A 15,673-nucleotide genomic window follows, 5' to 3' on the forward strand; every position below is an offset into this window, starting at 1 on the left:
GGCCGAAGCAGGCTATGTAGATTCCCATGATAACCCGAATACGTGCGTCTACGCGGGACCGCGCTGGTGTAGCGTGGTAACGGATCTGATCGATATTTGGTGCCATAGCTATTCCGCCGTTGCGCCTTCCAACGCTTTGTAAAGGGCGGTTTTTCCGATTTTAAGGCGGGCGGCGGCCTCCCGCACAGTAAGGCCTGCTGCGATGTGCGCCCGGGCCTTGCGCAGCTTGTCGGGAGTGACGACAGGGCGGCGACCGCCCTTGCTGCCGCGCTCGCGCGCGGCGCGCAGACCCGCCTGGGTGCGCTCGCGGATCAGATCGCGCTCGAACTGCGCGAGGGAGCCGAAGATGTTGAACACCAGCATGCCTCCCGGCGTGGTTGTGTCGATGTTCTCGGTGAGCGAGCGGAACCCGATGCCCCGCGACGCCAATTCACCGATCTTCTCGATCAGATGGCTCATCGAGCGGCCGAGCCGATCGAGCTTCCACACCACCAGCGTGTCGCCGGCGCGCAGATAGGCCAGCGCTTCAGCAAGACCGGGCCTGTCAGTCCTGGCGCCCGACGCATGATCGTCGAAAACACGGTCGCATCCTGCCCGCTCCAGTGCGTCGTGCTGAAGCGAGAGCTTCTGGTCGGGGGTGGATACCCGCGCATAGCCGATCAGCGCCACGGGCCGCCCCATACTGTCCGTTTTCCCATCATAATGCGATCTTGTCCGAATCGCCATCGAACGTCCAGAGTTGACGGACACATTCCCAGTGACCGTCCAACGGACGTCTGACGGACAGCGACATGGAGGGGTTCGACCTTGGCCAGAAGACACCTGCTAACCCGCGAGATGCTTGCGGGCCATTATGATCCGTCGCTCGATGAACGCGAGATCGCGCGTCACTTCACCTTGACCCGTGACGACCTCGAACTGATCGCATCCCGGCGTGGCGACGTCACCCGTCTCGGCTATGCGATGCTGATGCTGTATCTGCGCTGGCCGGGGCGCGTGCTGGAAGCCGGCGAAGTGCCGCCCATGCCGATCCTCGCGTTCGTGGCCCATCAGTTGGATGTGTCGCCCGCATCATGGCGCGACTATGCCCGCCGCGACGAAACGCGGCGGTCGCACCTCGCCGACCTGTCGCGGCGCTTCGGTCATCTCGTTTTCAGTCGTGCGGATTTCCACGCGCTGGTCGCGTTCGCCATGCCGATCGCGCAGACCGTCACCCAGTCCTCGCGGCTTGCGGGCATCGTCATCGACGAGATGCGACGCCGGCGATTGCTGCTGCCGCCCGTGACGGTGATTGAGGCGATAGTGCGACGGGCGCGGCAGCAGGCCGGAGATCTGGTCCATGACGTGCTCGCCGGAGATCTCGGCGAACCCGAACGCGCGACGCTCGACGCCCTCCTGTCGCGGCGCGACGACAAAAGCGCGACCTGGCTCTCATGGCTGCGCAACCCGCCCCTATCGCCGGCCCCGCGCAATATCCTGCGACTGATCGAACGGCTCGACCAAGTTCGCGCGCTGGGCCTGGCGGCCTCGCGCGCCGCGACCATCCCGCAGGCGGCATTCGACCGGATCGCCGACGAGGCGGCGCGCATCACGCCGCAGCATCTGGCGGAACTGCCCGACCTACGCCGTCATGCGATCCTTGTCGCTGCCGGCATCCGGCTTGAGGAAAGCCTGACCGATGCGGTGCTGACGATGATGGACAAGCTCCTGGGGAGCATGATGCGACGGGCCGAGAATCGGACCAAGGACAAGGCGATCGGCACGATCCGGTCATTGCAGGCGCAGCTTCGCCTGCTCACCGGCTCATGCCGGACATTGCTCGACGCGCGGGCGCGAGGCGTCGATTCTCTTGCCGCCATCAGTTCGATCGACTGGGAAAGGTTGGGAACGGCGGTCGTGGACGCCGAGCTACTGATCGCGCCGGAAACAATCGACCGCACGGCGGAACTGATCGAACGGCAGCGCTCGCTGCGCTCCGTGATCGGGCCGTTCCTCAACGCCTTTGAGTTTCGCGGGGCCGGTGCGGTGCAGGGCTTGCTCGATGCGGTTCGGCTGATCGCCGACATTTATCGCACCGGACGACGGCGCCTGCCCGATAACCCACCGCTCCGCTTCGTGCCGCCGTCATGGCGGCCGTTCGTGCTGCGCGATGGCGTGGTCGTCCGCGCCGCCTATGAGCTGTGCGTGCTCACCCAACTGCGCGACCGGCTGCGCGCCGGCGACATATGGGTGGCGGCGAGCCGTCATTATCGCGCCTTCGACAGCTATCTCCTGCCGCCTGCAACCTTCGATGCGATGCGCGCGCGAGGACCGCTGCCACTGGCGATCGATACTGATTTCGACAGCTTCGTCGCCGGTCGCCGCGCCAGTCTCGACACCGCGATCGAGCGGGTGACGATCCTCGCTCGACAGGGAGAACTGCCCCAGGTGCGCCTTGACGACAATGGCCTTGTCGTATCCCCGCTCAAGGCGATCACGCCGCCGGATGCAGAGAATATGCGCCGCGTCGCCTATGATCGGCTGCCACGCGTGAAGATCACCGATCTCCTTTTGGAGGTCGATAGCTGGACTGGCTTTTCCGAGTGCTTCACCCATCGCCGCTCCGGTCGCGTGGCGGACGATCGTAACGCGCTCCTGACCGTGATCCTGGCCGATGGCATCAATCTCGGGCTGACGCGCATGGCCGAGACCTGTCAGGGCGCGACCCTGCGTCAGCTCGCCCATCTGCACGACTGGCATATCAGCGAAGCCGCTTATAGCGAGGCGCTGGGGCGGTTGATCGACGTTCACCGCACCGTGCCGTTGGCCGCGCTGTGGGGCGACGGCACCACCTCTTCCAGTGACGGCCAGCTCTTCCATGCGGGCGGGCGCGGCGCCGCGATCGGCGACATCAATGCGCGCAACGGCAATGAACCCGGCGTCAGCTTCTACACCCACGTCTCGGACCAATATGATCCGTTCTCGAGCCGCGTGATCGCGGCGACCGCCGGCGAGGCTCCCTATGTTCTCGACGGGCTGCTATACCATGCCACCGGCCTGTCGATCGAAGAGCATTACACCGATACCGGCGGCGCATCCGACCATGTGTTCGGCCTCATGCCCTTCTTCGGCTACCGCTTCGCGCCGCGCCTGCGCGACCTGAAGGACCGGCGCCTGCATCTACTGCCGGGCCAGGAAGCGGGGCCGCTGCTGGCCGGTATGACCGGCGATCCGGTAGCCATCGGGCATGTCGCCGCCCATTGGGCTGAACTGCTGCGCCTCACCACTTCGATCCGCAGCGGCACCGCCACCGCTTCGGCGATGCTGCGCAGATTGTCCGCTTACCCACGCCAGAACGGACTCGCGCTGGCCTTGCGCGAGGTCGGGCGGATAGAGCGCTCGATCTTCATGCTCGACTGGCTGCGCGATCTCGACCTGCGCCGGCGCACCCAGGCCGGTCTCAACAAGGGCGAGGCCCGCAACGCGCTCGCCCGCGCGCTCTTCTTCAACCAGCTCGGCGAGCTGCGCGACCGGCGGTTCGAGAACCAGACCTATCGCGCCTCCGGCCTCAATCTCCTCGTGGCCGCCATCATCCTGTGGAACACCCGCTATCTCGAACGGGCGGTCGGGGCGCTGGCGATCCCGGAGGACGTTGCGCGCCATATCGCCCCGCTGGGATGGGAGCATATCTCGCTCACCGGCGACTATCGCTGGAATGTCGAAAGCCGCCCCGATCCCGGCCAGCTCCGCCCGTTGCGCACGCCTTCCTCGCTCCTGGCCGCATGATGCCATTCACCCGCGTTCGCCAAAGGTTCCCCCCTGGCGTACGTAAAACGCACTTTCGTGTAGTCAGCCCTGTGCATCCTTGCCTAAGTTCCGAGCGCAGCTCGATTTTCACGATCACCTGCCGCACGCGCGCCCTACATCGCGGTGCCAAAGGCATGGCCGATCAGCCCCGTCACGCCCATCGCGATCGCGCCCCAGAAGGTGACACGCGCGATGGCCGGAAGCAGGCGAGCCCCACCGGCCTTTGCACCCAGCGCGCCCAGCACGGCGAGCAGCAGGAGCGCGGCGACGGAAACCGCCATGCTCACCAGGGATCGTGGCGCGAGGGCGGCGATCAGGACGGGTATGATGGCCCCGACCGTGAACGATGCCGCCGATGACAGAGCCGCCTGGATCGGCCGCGCCGCCAGATCGTCGCTGAGCCCCAGCTCGTCGTGGGCGTGCGCGCCAAGCGCGTCATGGGCCATCATCTCTTCGGCCACCTGTCGCGCCAAGGCGGGCGTGACGCCGCGGGACACGTAGATCGCCGCCAGCTCGGCCGTCTCCTGTTCCGGCGCTCGGACCAGTTCCCGCTGCTCGCGCGCCAGATCGGCCTGTTCGGTGTCGGCCTGCGAGCTGACCGAGACATATTCGCCCGCCGCCATCGACAGCGCCCCGCCGACCAGCGCGGCCGTTCCCGCGAGCAGGATATTGGATGCGGTCGCGCCGGGGGCGGCGGCGACGCCGACGATCAGACTGGAGACCGAGATGATCCCGTCATTCGCGCCAAGCACAGCGGCACGCAGCCAGCCGGTGCGATGGACCAGATGCTGTTCGCCCATGGCAGAGGGATTGTTGTCGCTCATGCTGTTTCCTCGTGACGGGATGCAGTGGGTCGGCGGCGTTCGATCCAGGCGTAGAGGCTGGGCAACAGAATCAGCGTCAGGATCGTCGACGTGATGATCCCGCCGATGACCACGGTCGCCAGCGGCCGCTGCACCTCCGCGCCCGAGCCGGTCGCGATGGCCATCGGAATGAACCCGACCGAGGCGACCAGCGCGGTCGACAGGACGGGACGCAGCCGATCATGCGCCCCGCGACGCACGGCGTCCTCGGCGGGCAACGGATCGCCCTCGCGCCCGTCGCGCAGGGAATTGATATGGTCGATCAGCACCAGCCCGTTGAGCATGGCGATACCGGACAGCGCGATGAAGCCGATCGCGGCGGTGATCGAGAAGGGCATGCCGCGCAGCCACAGCGCCAGCACGCCGCCGGTCACCGCGAACGGGATACCGGTATAGACGATCGCCGCCTCGCGCACGCTGCCCAACGCCGCATAGACCAAAGCGAAGATCAGGATCAGCGCGGCGGGCACGACGATCGACAAGCGCTTCTGCGCGGCCTCAAGCTGGTGGTACTGGCCACCGAATTCGATGCGATAGCCGGGCGGCAGCTTGACCTGCCCGTCGATTGCCGACTGCGCGCGCTGGACGTAGCCCGCCAGATCGCTGGTCGACAGATTGACCATCAGCGCGGCGCGGCGGTTGGTGTCGTCGTGCAGGATCGGCTCGACGATACGGGTTTCCTTCAACCGGGCGACACGCGAGAGCGGCACCATGCCATAGTCGCCGACCCGCAGGGGCAGCGCCATGATCGCGGCGGGGTCTGCGCGTAGCGACTCGGGCATGCGGATCACGATGGCATGGCGCGCGGGGCCGTGCGGGATGAAGCCGACCTCCGCCCCCGCCAGCGCGTCGCGGATCGCGTCGTTGACCGCCTGCGCCCCCAGGTTCAGGCGGATCAGCGCGGCGCGGTCGAGCTCGACGACGATGCTCTTGGGGCGCCCGGCCGTTTCGAACTCGACGCCCTCGGTGCCGGGCAGCTTCTCCAGGATCGCCTTGGCCTGTCCGGCGGCGCGTTCCAGCGTGTCGTAATCGTCGCCGTAAATCTTGACCGAGACGTCGGCGCGCACGCCCTCCAGCATCTCGTTGAAGCGCATTTCGATCGGCTGGGCGAATTCGAAGTTCTGGCCCTTGTAGACCTGGCGCGCGACCTTCTCGATCCCGGCGATCAGCTCCTGCTTGGTGCGGGGCATGCCGTCGCCGGTCGGCCAGTCCTTGACCGGCGCATAGAAGATATAGAGGTCGTTCTCATTGGGCGGCATCGGGTCGGTCGCAACCTCACTGGTGCCGATGCGCGAGAAGGTGTGACTGACCTGCGGGAATTTGCGACGGATGGCGCGCTCGGTCGCCTGTTCGATGGCGAGACTCTGTTCCAGCGACATGCCGACCGGGCGATAGACCATCGCGGTGATCGCGCCCTCGTCGAGCTGCGGCGTGAATTGCGAGCCGAGCGTCTTGAAGGCGAGGAACGCCGCTGCAAGCAGCACCAGCGCGCCGATGACCAGGATGGCGGGATGGCGCAGCGAGCGCTCCAGCACCGGGGTATAGACGCGCTCGGCGACCGCGACGAAGCCCTTGGCCTCTTCGCCATGCGCACGGGCGGGCGCGCGCAAAGCCCAGGCCGACAGCATCGGCACCACGGTGAAGGTCCAGAGCAGCCCGGCGACGATCGCCAGCATCACCGCCTGGGCCATCGGCTGGAACAGCTTGCCCTCGACCCCGCCCAGGCTGAGCACGGGCACATAGACGAGCGCGATGATCGCGATGCCGAAAAAGGTCGGTCGCGCCACCATGCGGGCGGCGCGCGCCACCGTCTCGCGGCGTTCGTCGGGCGTCAGATCCTCACCCTTCTCGGCGCGGCGCAGGGCGAGCAGGCGCAGGCTGTTCTCGACCACCACGATCGCCCCGTCGACGATCAACCCGAAATCGAGCGCGCCCAGGCTCATCAGATTGCCCGACAGGCCGATGGCGTGCATCCCGCTGACCGTCACGAGGAAGGCGAGCGGGATGACGAGTGCCACGATCAGCGCCGCACGCCAGTTGCCCATCACCAGCAACAGGACGATCGCGACCAGCAGCGCACCTTCGCCCAGATTGCGCTCGACGGTATGGATCGTCTGATCGACCAGATCGGCACGGCTATACTGCCGGTCGATCACCATGCCCTTGGGCAAGGCGGCGGAGATGCCGGGCAGGGCCTCCTGCACCCGCAGCGCGGTCTCGCGGCTGTTCTGCCCGACCAGCATCATGACCGTGCCCAGCACCGTCTCGCGGCCATTCTGGGTCGCGGCCCCCTGGCGCGGGGCGGCATCGGTGACGACGCTGGCGAGGTCGCGTACCTGCAGCGGTAGGACGCCGCCCGCGAACTTGACCGGGATGGCGGCGATCTGCTCGGCGGTCATCACGCGGGCATCGGTTCGTACGGTGAAGCGCTCGGCGCCGCGCCGAATGATTCCGCCGCCCGCATTCTCGACATTCTTGGCGACCGCCGCGGCCAGCTCACCCGCGGTGACGCCGTGCAGGGTCAGCCGGACGGGATCGGGCTCGACGACATATTGCTCCTCCAGCCCGCCGTTCGAGTTGACGTCGGCGACCCCCGCCACGGCGCGCAGCATCGGGCGAACCGTATATTCCTGCGCCTCGTACAGCGCCATCAACTGGGCCTGCGCATCCAGTCCCGGCGGCGGCTTTCGCCATTCGAGCGTATAGTAGAAGATCTCGCCCAGTCCGGTGGTGATCGGCGCCAGCTGCGGCGTGCTGCCCGGCGGCAACTGGTCGCGCACCGCCGCCAGTCGTTCGGTGACGAGCTGGCGCGCCTTCAACTGGTCGGTGCCGTCCTTGTAGAGCAGCGTAACCTGGCTCAGCCCGGTCTTGGTCAGCGAGCGCGTCTGGTCCAGCCCCGGCTGGCCACCCATGGCGCGTTCGATGGGCAGGGTCACCAGCCGCTCGATCTCCTCGGGCGCGAGGGCCGGGACCGTGGTGTTGATCTGCACCTGAACCCCGGTGATGTCGGGGATGGCGTCGATCTGGAGATTGGCGAAGGACCACAGCCCGATCGCCGCGATCAGCGCCGCGACCAGTGCCACGCCCAGCCGGTGGCGGGTAACGAGATCGAGCCAGCGCGTCATCGGGCCAGCGCCGCTCCGCCGTTCAGCGCGCGGAGCTGGAGCAACGCCTCCAGCGCCTCACGCCGGGTGTCGAGCACGGCGTTCACCGCCTCGACATAGGATTGCTGGATCTGGGTGTAGGTGGTCAGCGGGATCGCGCCCAGGCGGTAGTTGCGGTCGGCATCGGCGGCGGCCTGCGCGAAACGCTGCGGCGCATTGGCGTCCCATTTCGCCAGCGCCTCGCGCTTGGCGTCATATTGCGCGGCCTGGTCGAACACGTCGCGCGCGATCCGCCGTTCGGCGTTGATAAGCGTCGCGTTCGCCTGCGCCTGCTTGCCCTGTTCGATCGCGACATCGCCCGCCTGGCGGTTCCACAGCGGGATGGTGGTGGACAGGCGGACACCGTAATTGGTCTCGCGAATGTCGGAGCGGGCGCGGTCGAAATAGGGGCCGACGCTGACCGTCGGGATGCGTGCCTTGCGGGCGAGGTCGACGCGCAGCCCCTGTTGCGCGAATTGCGCGCGCAGCGCCTTCAGTTCGAAATTATTCTCGCTCGCCCGGTCGGCGAGCACCTGCCCCGAAGGCAGGGCGGGCAGCGACATGTCGGGCCGCACGATGCGGATGCGCGCGGCGAAGGGCGCTCCGCGCAGCTGGTTGAGTTCGTAGAGAATCGAATTGGCTTCCGCATCGGCGGCGGCGGCGGTGCGCTCGGCGCTGATCGCGCTGGCCTGGAGCGAGGCGGCCTCCAGCTGGGGCGAAGGGCCCGCCGGATCGCGCGCGACGATCACGCGGGCGAGCGTGCGCATCCGCCCCGCCACCTCGCGCGCCGCCGCCGCCTTCTCGTCCGCGGCAAACAGGCCATAGCCGAGCGACCGAGCCCGCGCGGCCAGCGTCGCGTCGAACTGCTGCAACCCGATCCGCGCCAGCCCGACCTGTCCGTCGGCGATCGCCCGGCGCAGCGCGATGCGGCCGCCAAATTCGATCGGCTGCACGACCGACACCGCATAGGTCAGCCCCTCACCGGTGACCGCGCCGCTGGTCGGGTCCTGCGCGCGCCGCTGGCCGAATTCGACCACCGCTTCCGGGTCGGCCCAGCGCCCGGCGGCCTCGCGCTCGACGCCTGCCGTTTCGATCTGGCGCTGATAGAATTGCCGCTCGGGATTGCCGGCGACGACATTCTGGACCAGCGCGTCCAGCGTCATCGCCTGTTGCGCCGATGCGGGCGTGGCCATCGCCGCCGCCGCCAGTCCTGCCAAAGCCGTGATCCGCATGTCGGTCCTTGCGCGGTGTGTCCGTCCTGCCGCGCTAGGCGGTTCTCCCGGGAACGTCGACTAAATACCGATTTAGGGAAGGCTGGCGACGATATTCTTGCTGGTCGGTGCTTTGATGCTGGTAATGACTATCAATACTAAACCGCAATTTCATTGACGCAGGCGGACGTGTGTTGTGATCAGCGTGGAATGACGCGGATATTGGTGATCGAGGACGATGCCGGCACGGCGAACGAGATCATGCTCGAGCTGACCGCCGCCGGGCACGACGTGTGTCATGCCGCCAGCCTGTCGGTCGCGTCCCGGGCGATCGCAGACGCGGATTTCGACCTGTTGATCCTCGACCGGCAATTGCCCGATGGCGAGGGGCTGGACCTGCTGTCCGATCTGCGCGGGCAGGGGCGGCGCACCCCCGCTTTGGTGTTGAGCGCGCTCGGCAGCCTGGACGACCGGGTGCGTGGCCTGCGCGCAGGCGGCGACGATTATCTGCCCAAGCCGTTCGCGCTGGTCGAACTGATCGCGCGGGTCGAGGCGCTGTTGCGCCGTCCCAACGACACGCGCGAGACACGGCTGATCGCCGGGCCGCTCGATCTCGACCTGCTGGCCGGACGCGCGACGCGGGCCGGGCGCGACCTGGACCTGCTGCCGCGCGAACTGAAGCTGCTCGACTATATGGTCCGACGGCCGGGTCGGATCATCACCCGATCGATGCTGCTCCAGGATGTCTGGGGCTATAGTTTCGAGCCCAACACCAATGTCGTCGACGTGCATATGGGCCGCCTGCGGCGCAAGGTGGACGGCGAGGGCGAGGCGGTGTTGATCCGCAACGTGCGGGGGCAGGGTTATGTCTTCGATTTTCACTGATCCGCGCGCGCGGGCGACTTGGCGCTGGGGCAGCACGCTGGCGGCGATGCTGGTCCTGCAGTCGCTGGCGCTGGCGGCGGTCTTCTGGGTTCTGGCGAACGACAATCACCGGCGTGAGATCGAGCATCGCTTAAGCGACGACTGTACCTTCTTCCGCCTGACACCAACGGAGGAGCGGCCCGAAGAGCTTCGCGAAAAGCTGGATCGTGATATTCATCGCGATCTGTTCCTGGCGCTGTTTGATGCCGATGGCCGACGGATTGCGGGTAACGTCGCGCGCTTACCGTCGGGGCAGCCCCCTGCCGCCTCGTTCGTCGCCTCGATCGCGCCCACCGAATTGCCGGGCAAGCACAGCGACGAGGCACGGGTGCAGGTCTGTCCGATGGCGGACGGGACGCGTCTGCTGGTCGGGGTCGATCTGGACGACACGGTCGCGTCGATGCGGCTGGTCGGCCAGTCGCTGCTCGTCGGGCTGGTGCCGGGCATTCTGATGGCGCTGGTATTCGGGCTGATCGCCGGGCGGCGCGCGGCGCGGCAGGTCGATGCGGTCCGTCGCCTGACCGAGCGGATCATGGGCGGCGACCTGTCCGGGCGGCTGCGCGTGCCGAGCGATCCCGACAGTTTCGGGCTGCTCTGCGCCGACATCAACCTGATGCTCGACCGGCTGCAACTGCTCGTCGCCGACGTACGCGGGGTGGGTGACGATATCGCGCACCAGCTGCGCACGCCGCTCACGCGCTTGCGCGCGCGGGTCGAGCGGGGGATGCGCGACGATGACGACCGCGCGGCCTTTGCCGCCACCGCCGAGGCGACGCTCGCCGATGTCGACAAGCTGCTGGGCATCGTCGCTGCGTTGCTGCGCATCCGCGAGCTGGAGGATCACGCCCGCCGCAGTCGCTTCGCGCCGGTCGATCTGGCGCAGCTGGTCGAGGATGCGTGCGATCTCCACCGCCCAACCGCCGAGGATCGTGGTATCGCTCTGTCCCACACGGTCGACCCCGTGCCCCCGGTCGAAGGCGATGCCAGCCTGTTGATCGAGGCGGTCTCCAACCTGATCGACAATGCGATGAAGTTCGGCCCTCCCGGGGGCATGGTGCGCGTCACGCTGGGGATGCAAGGCCGCGACATCGTGCTGGGCGTCGCCGACGATGGTATCGGCGTGCCTCCGTCCGAACGCGCGCTGGTCCTGCAACGCTTTTATCGCGGACGCGCCGACCAACCGGGCGTCGGGCTGGGCCTGCCGCTGGTCAAGGCGATCGTCGATCTGCACGGCTTCGACCTGGCCTTCGCCGCGCAGGGGAGTACCGTCTCGATCATCTGCCCCGGCGCGGCAAAATAAACATAAATTTATAGAACCCTATGCCGGGGGTCGCGTTCACCGTTCGCCGACTCACGGCCTGAGCCGAACTCCATTCCCCCCGGCTGAGCCCCTTATCGAAGGAACAGGAACGATGCGTTACGCTTCGCTCGCGCTGGTCGCGTGCCTTTTTGCCGCGCCCGCTTTCGCCCAGACCGGCGACACCCAGAGGCGGTTGCGCAGATTCCCTTCTTTGGCGAGGTCGGCACCAGCGGTGCCGATATAGAGCAGCGAAGCACCATCACGCATAAAGCAGCCATCGGTTGGCGCGATGCCCGGAGCGACGCGGAAGAACAAGCTGTAGAGGCCCCGATCCCGGCCAGCTCCGCCCGTTGCGCACGCCTTCCTCGCTCCTGGCCGCATGATGCCATTCACCCGCGTTCGCCAAAGGTTCCCCCCTGGCGTACGTAAAACGCACTTTCGTGTAGTCAGCCCAAGGGGCGGGGCAGGCTGACCTCTTTGCGACAGCCGATCCCAAGGCACCCGCGCTGTTGGCGGCAATGGATGGTCTCAATAGCCGGTTTGGAAGAAACACGGTCATTTTGGCGGCGCAGGGATGCGGTGCGCGGTCGTTCGATACGAAGCGATCACAGAAGAGCCCGGCATGGACGACCCGGATCGGGGAGATACCCGTTGCGCGATGAAGCCGTTAGCGGCTCCGGTCCTTATCGCGCGGCGCGGGTGCCTGCACCTGCGCCGCGCGGCCGATCTCGCCGTCCAGTGAACCGCCAGCCTTGATCCGATCGGCGACGAGCTGGCGCGTCGACTCCCTGATCGTCGCGACCATGCGGGCGCTTTCGCCCAGGTCGGCCGCCGTCTTCATGGCGGCATCGACAATCGCTTGCGCGGGCGAAAGGCGTGGATCGGCATGGTTTTTTTCGGGCGTGTTCTTGATGAAAAGCTCGGCAAGCCGCTCCTGCCCGGGTGAATGGCCGGGGGGGAGGATCGGCCGCTCCAGCGCCCGCACGGCGCGTTGAAGCTGCGCCGATTGCTGACCGTTGATCTGAACGCCCAGGGCGGCTCCGATCTCACGCACACGCTCAAGGGGCGTTTGTTGGGCGGTAACGACGGCATCGACCTGCCGCACGCCGAGATATGTTAAAAGGTGGGACTGGTAGATCGGACCTTTGGCGTGCCGGACATAGGCAAGCTCGGTTCGTGCATTCGCGATGGCAGTAGATGGCGCGCTTTCTCCGATCAATTCGCGCAATCGTTCGGCCGCCTGCTGTCGGGCGGCGGGCAGGTAGCGTTCCAGTTCTTCGCGCGCCTTAGCGAGAGTGACGCGATAGCGTTGCCCCTCGGGTGGCGCGCGGTTCGGAAGCATGGCAATCCCGGCAGGACCGATGCGCGCCTCGGGCGCGAGGTCGCGCTTGACTGCTGCTGCGGAAAGAACCGCGGCCATGCCGCGATGATCCCCCGTTAGAAAGCCGTGCCGGGATGCCTCCATCCACTTGTCTTTGTCGATCGCGGCGATGCGGATCGGATGTCCAGCCTCGCGCGCAAGCTGCGCCGCGTGGTGGCGCATGGTGCGCCCATTACCTTCGCGGAAAGGATGGATGGCGTTGATCTCGTTGATGTGATCGCCGAGCCGGTCGAAAAACTCGTCTCGAGGAAGTCCGCGAAAGCCGCTTTGTGCGCCCATGTCGGCAAACCGCTTGTCGAGTTCACGCGCGACATAGGGCACGGCTGCGAAGCTCGAACCGCCCTTGGCGATGTTGACGGTCCGGTCCTGCCCCGCCCAATCATAGAGGTCTTGAAACAGGTGCTTGTGAAGCGCGCGATAGCCGTCGGCCGTCGCTGGAAAAGTCAGGCGCGCGGCCTCTGCGCCGCGCGCCTGCGTTAGGCGCCGCTCAGCTTCGATGAGCGTCTTTTCATCGGTGAGGCCGAGCCGGTTTCGAAGCGTCTCGGTGCCGGGATACGTGTAAGGATCGCTTGCCAATGTCAGGCAGCGATCTGGCGGGTTCCGGGCGGATAGAGACTAAGGATGATCGAGGGCATGAGTGCGGGAGGCACACCCTCGTCGAGCATCATCGCGAACATCGCGTCTTCATCGATGGTCGGCGTCATGTCTTCAATCACGAGATTGGCGCGGGACTCCGCGACATCCTCGCGCCAGAGCGCGATCTGTTCGGGAGTGCCGCGTTCGAAATCCATCTGGCGGATGCGCTCGCGCAGCGCTTCAATATCGATCTGGGCCATCGCGTCATCCTTTCTATCTTAACCTTACTCTCCCCGGCGCGATTCCTCAACAAATCACTCGACGCGGCAGTCACTCGGTTCACCATGTCCCGCGCCCGTTCGGGCGCGGGATGATCGCCGCAACTATCAGTATTCGTTGGCTAACATGATGGTCAGCACACGCTTGGTCTGGTGCTCATCCCACGGCACTTCGCTGCCATAGGTGAGCGTGTTGTCGTAGTAATCCACTTTCCAGAACACTGTCTCGGCAATCGTCTTCTCGTCTTTGGGCCGCTCCTGCGTCCACCCTCCCGTCGTGAGGCGATAGACCGCGCCGAAATCATGTTCCCCATAGGGGTCATTGTCTCCGTCGAACCGGGAAAACCCCACGATCGCCGCCAGTGCCGCAAAGCGGTCGGCATCGGGAAGGGACTGGAACCCTAGCGTGACGTTGGCACTGGAAGCCGTGCCGGGATTGCTCCGGGCCGCATCGTTCAGGCGACGGATGGTGTCGAGTTGTTCGGGGCTGCGCATAACTGATCCTCCTGCTGCATGGGCCGCAAGGCCGCTCGGCCTCACGGCCCTGCCTGTCCGGCGAGGACGGGATGGGGAGGGGGAGCGAGAATCTACCGCTGGCGCGGGCGAGCCGCCCTAGCGCGGTCGGCGCTTTGCGCCGGGTGCCGTGCTTGGCGGATTACACGGGCGGTCGATTGTCGTTCGGGAACGAAAGGGCGGCGCCCTTGGTGTTCCCCTCGCGCCGATCGCGCGATGCGCGGGCGGCGAGGACGGCGCGGTGCGGATCTCCGCACGGCATTCTTGCGCGCAAGCGCGCCGTCATGACGGCGCGGTGCGTGCGTCGCGAGCGGCGATCACCAGCTCTACGATGCGGGGCTGATGGAAAAACTCGCCGCGCTCGACGACGGCAAGGCCAGGACCATCCAACACGTCGCGGATGCGATCTTGCACCACGTCTTCCAGTTCACCGGCCAGAACCCAGAAATGGATCGGGTCGCGCTCGCGGCCTACGGCGCGAAATTGGTCGCACTCGGCAACGGCCTGAGCCAGCGCATTGAGCGCGGCCATCCCAAGCGCACGCTCGAAGGCGAGCTGCGCAAACAGGCGATGATGGGACATGGAAAATCTCCGTGTTGCCGTGATTGGCGACGACAGCGGGAGGGGCGCGGTACGCCGGGTCACAGGACCGCGAAGCGGCCGGCTTGCCGGACAGCGGGGGAGCCGATTTACGCAGTGAATTGGGGGGACCGCTGATCCTTGAGGCGGCGGGCCGCGTCCCTCACGATGGGAAGAGACTGACGGACAGCCCTACCAAACAGCGCCCGCCCATCAGGGCGGTCGATCAGGTGATTTTCTGCTTTCGTTCTCGTTCTCGCTGACTCATAGAATCGTCATGCCGATCATGGCCGAACATCGCTGGCTTTACCCGATCGACTGGCCCGAGCTGTCGAAAGCCATTCGCTTCGGCCGCGCCAATGGGCGGTGCGAGCATTGCCGTCGCCCGCATGGTCAGCGCGTATTCCACTTGGGCGACGGACGGTGGTGGGACATGGATCGTCGGCAATGGAGAGACGGGCGCGGAAGGCGGATCAGGGTCGGGGCGATAGACCTCGCGGCGATCGTCCGTGTCACGCGGGTCTATATCGCCTGCGCTCACCTCAACCATGATCCGACCGACAACGCCCCGCGCAACCTGGCTGCGCTCTGCCAGCGGTGCCACATGATCCACGATGCTGACGAGCATCGGCGTCGTCGATGGCTCAATGCCTATCGCCGGCGCGCTGTGGCGGACCTGTTCGCGTGGTTCGAAGCGCGCTCGATCATGGCGAACGAGGGTGTGCCACGTGGCACACCTATGCGAACATTGAACATGCGAACCCACGAACCTACTTAGGCGCTGGCCTTCGTGGCTTCGGGGTGCTGGGGGGTTCAATTCCCGCAGGCTGGCTGATTATCGGTGTCCTCTTTTTGGCCCTGGCGCTTCGCTATGCGAGCGTCATCTTCATGGAGGGATTGCCTATGATTACACGTTCAAAATCTCGCGCTCGCAAGGCGCACAAGGTCAAGAACACCAACCTGAACCCAGTGACTAACGTGATGAAGCTCTGTTCTGTTTCTTTCGAGACTGTCTGGGCACTGATCGTTGGCTGGTCTGCTGGTGTGGCCGGCCCCGCACCATCGGCGCAGTTGCGCCAGCGTCACCAGTAGGGGGCGGGAGAGCGATCTTCCGCCCTT

At 66.4% G+C, this 15,673-nt stretch carries 14 protein-coding genes and 1 pseudogene; 5 read left to right on the forward strand and 10 right to left on the reverse strand.

Annotation, left to right across the window (positions count from 1 at the left end):
* Nucleotides 1–108: 108 nt before the first annotated feature.
* Nucleotides 109–669 carry a recombinase family protein gene (locus CA833_RS18880; protein WP_099231134.1) on the reverse strand — a complete coding sequence of 187 codons (561 nt, stop codon included), beginning with the start codon at nt 667–669 and terminating at the stop codon, nt 109–111.
* A 138-nt stretch (nt 670–807) separates the two neighbouring features.
* Between CA833_RS18880 and CA833_RS18885 the strand changes: the two genes are divergently transcribed.
* Entirely contained in the window at nt 808–3,765 is a 2,958-nt protein-coding gene (locus CA833_RS18885) for a Tn3 family transposase (RefSeq protein ID WP_099231083.1), read from the forward strand.
* Between the two features lie 134 nt (nt 3,766–3,899).
* On the opposite strand, the gene CA833_RS18890 is transcribed toward CA833_RS18885, so the two are convergent.
* Genes CA833_RS18890 through CA833_RS18900 form a run of 3 tightly spaced genes read right to left on the reverse strand, consistent with a single transcriptional unit; the run spans nt 3,900 to nt 9,024 of the window.
* Nucleotides 3,900–4,610 carry a VIT family protein gene (locus tag CA833_RS18890; protein ID WP_207080797.1) on the reverse strand — a complete coding sequence of 237 codons (711 nt, stop codon included), beginning with the start codon at nt 4,608–4,610 and terminating at the stop codon, nt 3,900–3,902.
* Nucleotides 4,607–7,774, reverse strand: a complete 3,168-nt coding sequence (locus CA833_RS18895; RefSeq protein ID WP_207080798.1) for an efflux RND transporter permease subunit — start codon at nt 7,772–7,774, stop codon at nt 4,607–4,609. The genes CA833_RS18890 and CA833_RS18895 overlap by 4 nt, the downstream gene beginning before the upstream one ends.
* Nucleotides 7,771–9,024, reverse strand: coding sequence for a TolC family protein (locus CA833_RS18900; RefSeq protein ID WP_207080799.1), 1,254 nt, complete (start codon nt 9,022–9,024; stop codon nt 7,771–7,773). Before CA833_RS18900 ends, CA833_RS18895 begins: the two co-directional genes overlap by 4 nt.
* A gap of 189 nt (nt 9,025–9,213) precedes the next feature.
* On the opposite strand from CA833_RS18900, the gene CA833_RS18905 reads away from it, so the two are divergent.
* Both CA833_RS18905 and CA833_RS18910 read left to right on the forward strand, forming a co-directional pair.
* Entirely contained in the window at nt 9,214–9,888 is a 675-nt protein-coding gene (locus CA833_RS18905; protein WP_207080800.1) for a response regulator transcription factor, read from the forward strand.
* Nucleotides 9,889–9,934: 46 nt separating this feature from the next.
* Nucleotides 9,935–11,227, forward strand: a complete 1,293-nt coding sequence (locus CA833_RS18910) for a HAMP domain-containing sensor histidine kinase (RefSeq protein ID WP_242526537.1) — start codon at nt 9,935–9,937, stop codon at nt 11,225–11,227.
* A gap of 117 nt (nt 11,228–11,344) precedes the next feature.
* On the opposite strand, the gene CA833_RS18915 is transcribed toward CA833_RS18910, so the two are convergent.
* Complete coding sequence (locus CA833_RS18915) at nt 11,345–11,542, reverse strand: hypothetical protein (RefSeq protein ID WP_207080802.1); 198 nt, start codon at nt 11,540–11,542, stop codon at nt 11,345–11,347.
* 137 nt (nt 11,543–11,679) lie between these two features.
* Here CA833_RS18915 and CA833_RS18920 point away from each other — a divergent pair.
* Nucleotides 11,680–11,889, forward strand: a pseudogene (locus CA833_RS18920) (DUF4113 domain-containing protein); the annotation flags it as partial.
* A gap of 5 nt (nt 11,890–11,894) precedes the next feature.
* Here the strand turns inward: CA833_RS18920 and CA833_RS18925 are convergent.
* The 5 genes from CA833_RS18925 to CA833_RS18945 form a co-directional block, all read right to left on the reverse strand.
* Nucleotides 11,895–13,184, reverse strand: a complete 1,290-nt coding sequence (locus CA833_RS18925; RefSeq protein ID WP_168846134.1) for a Fic family protein — start codon at nt 13,182–13,184, stop codon at nt 11,895–11,897.
* Between the two features lie 2 nt (nt 13,185–13,186).
* Entirely contained in the window at nt 13,187–13,444 is a 258-nt protein-coding gene (locus CA833_RS18930) for a hypothetical protein (protein ID WP_017503786.1), read from the reverse strand.
* Nucleotides 13,445–13,570: 126 nt separating this feature from the next.
* Complete coding sequence (locus tag CA833_RS18935) at nt 13,571–13,957, reverse strand: DUF3768 domain-containing protein (RefSeq protein WP_168846133.1); 387 nt, start codon at nt 13,955–13,957, stop codon at nt 13,571–13,573.
* A gap of 300 nt (nt 13,958–14,257) precedes the next feature.
* Nucleotides 14,258–14,557 (reverse strand): hypothetical protein, encoded by a 300-nt coding sequence (locus CA833_RS18940; RefSeq protein WP_207080803.1) that lies wholly within the window; start codon nt 14,555–14,557, stop codon nt 14,258–14,260.
* A 223-nt stretch (nt 14,558–14,780) separates the two neighbouring features.
* Nucleotides 14,781–15,182 carry a hypothetical protein gene (locus CA833_RS18945; protein ID WP_207080804.1) on the reverse strand — a complete coding sequence of 134 codons (402 nt, stop codon included), beginning with the start codon at nt 15,180–15,182 and terminating at the stop codon, nt 14,781–14,783.
* A 56-nt stretch (nt 15,183–15,238) separates the two neighbouring features.
* Between CA833_RS18945 and CA833_RS18950 the strand changes: the two genes are divergently transcribed.
* On the forward strand, nt 15,239–15,646 hold the full coding sequence (locus CA833_RS18950; RefSeq protein ID WP_164542719.1) for a hypothetical protein: 408 nt from the start codon (nt 15,239–15,241) through the stop codon (nt 15,644–15,646).
* The last annotated feature ends 27 nt before the right edge of the window (nt 15,647–15,673 follow it).

Origin of the sequence: Novosphingobium sp. KA1 (assembly GCF_017309955.1) — a bacterium.
Taxonomy (GTDB): domain Bacteria; phylum Pseudomonadota; class Alphaproteobacteria; order Sphingomonadales; family Sphingomonadaceae; genus Novosphingobium.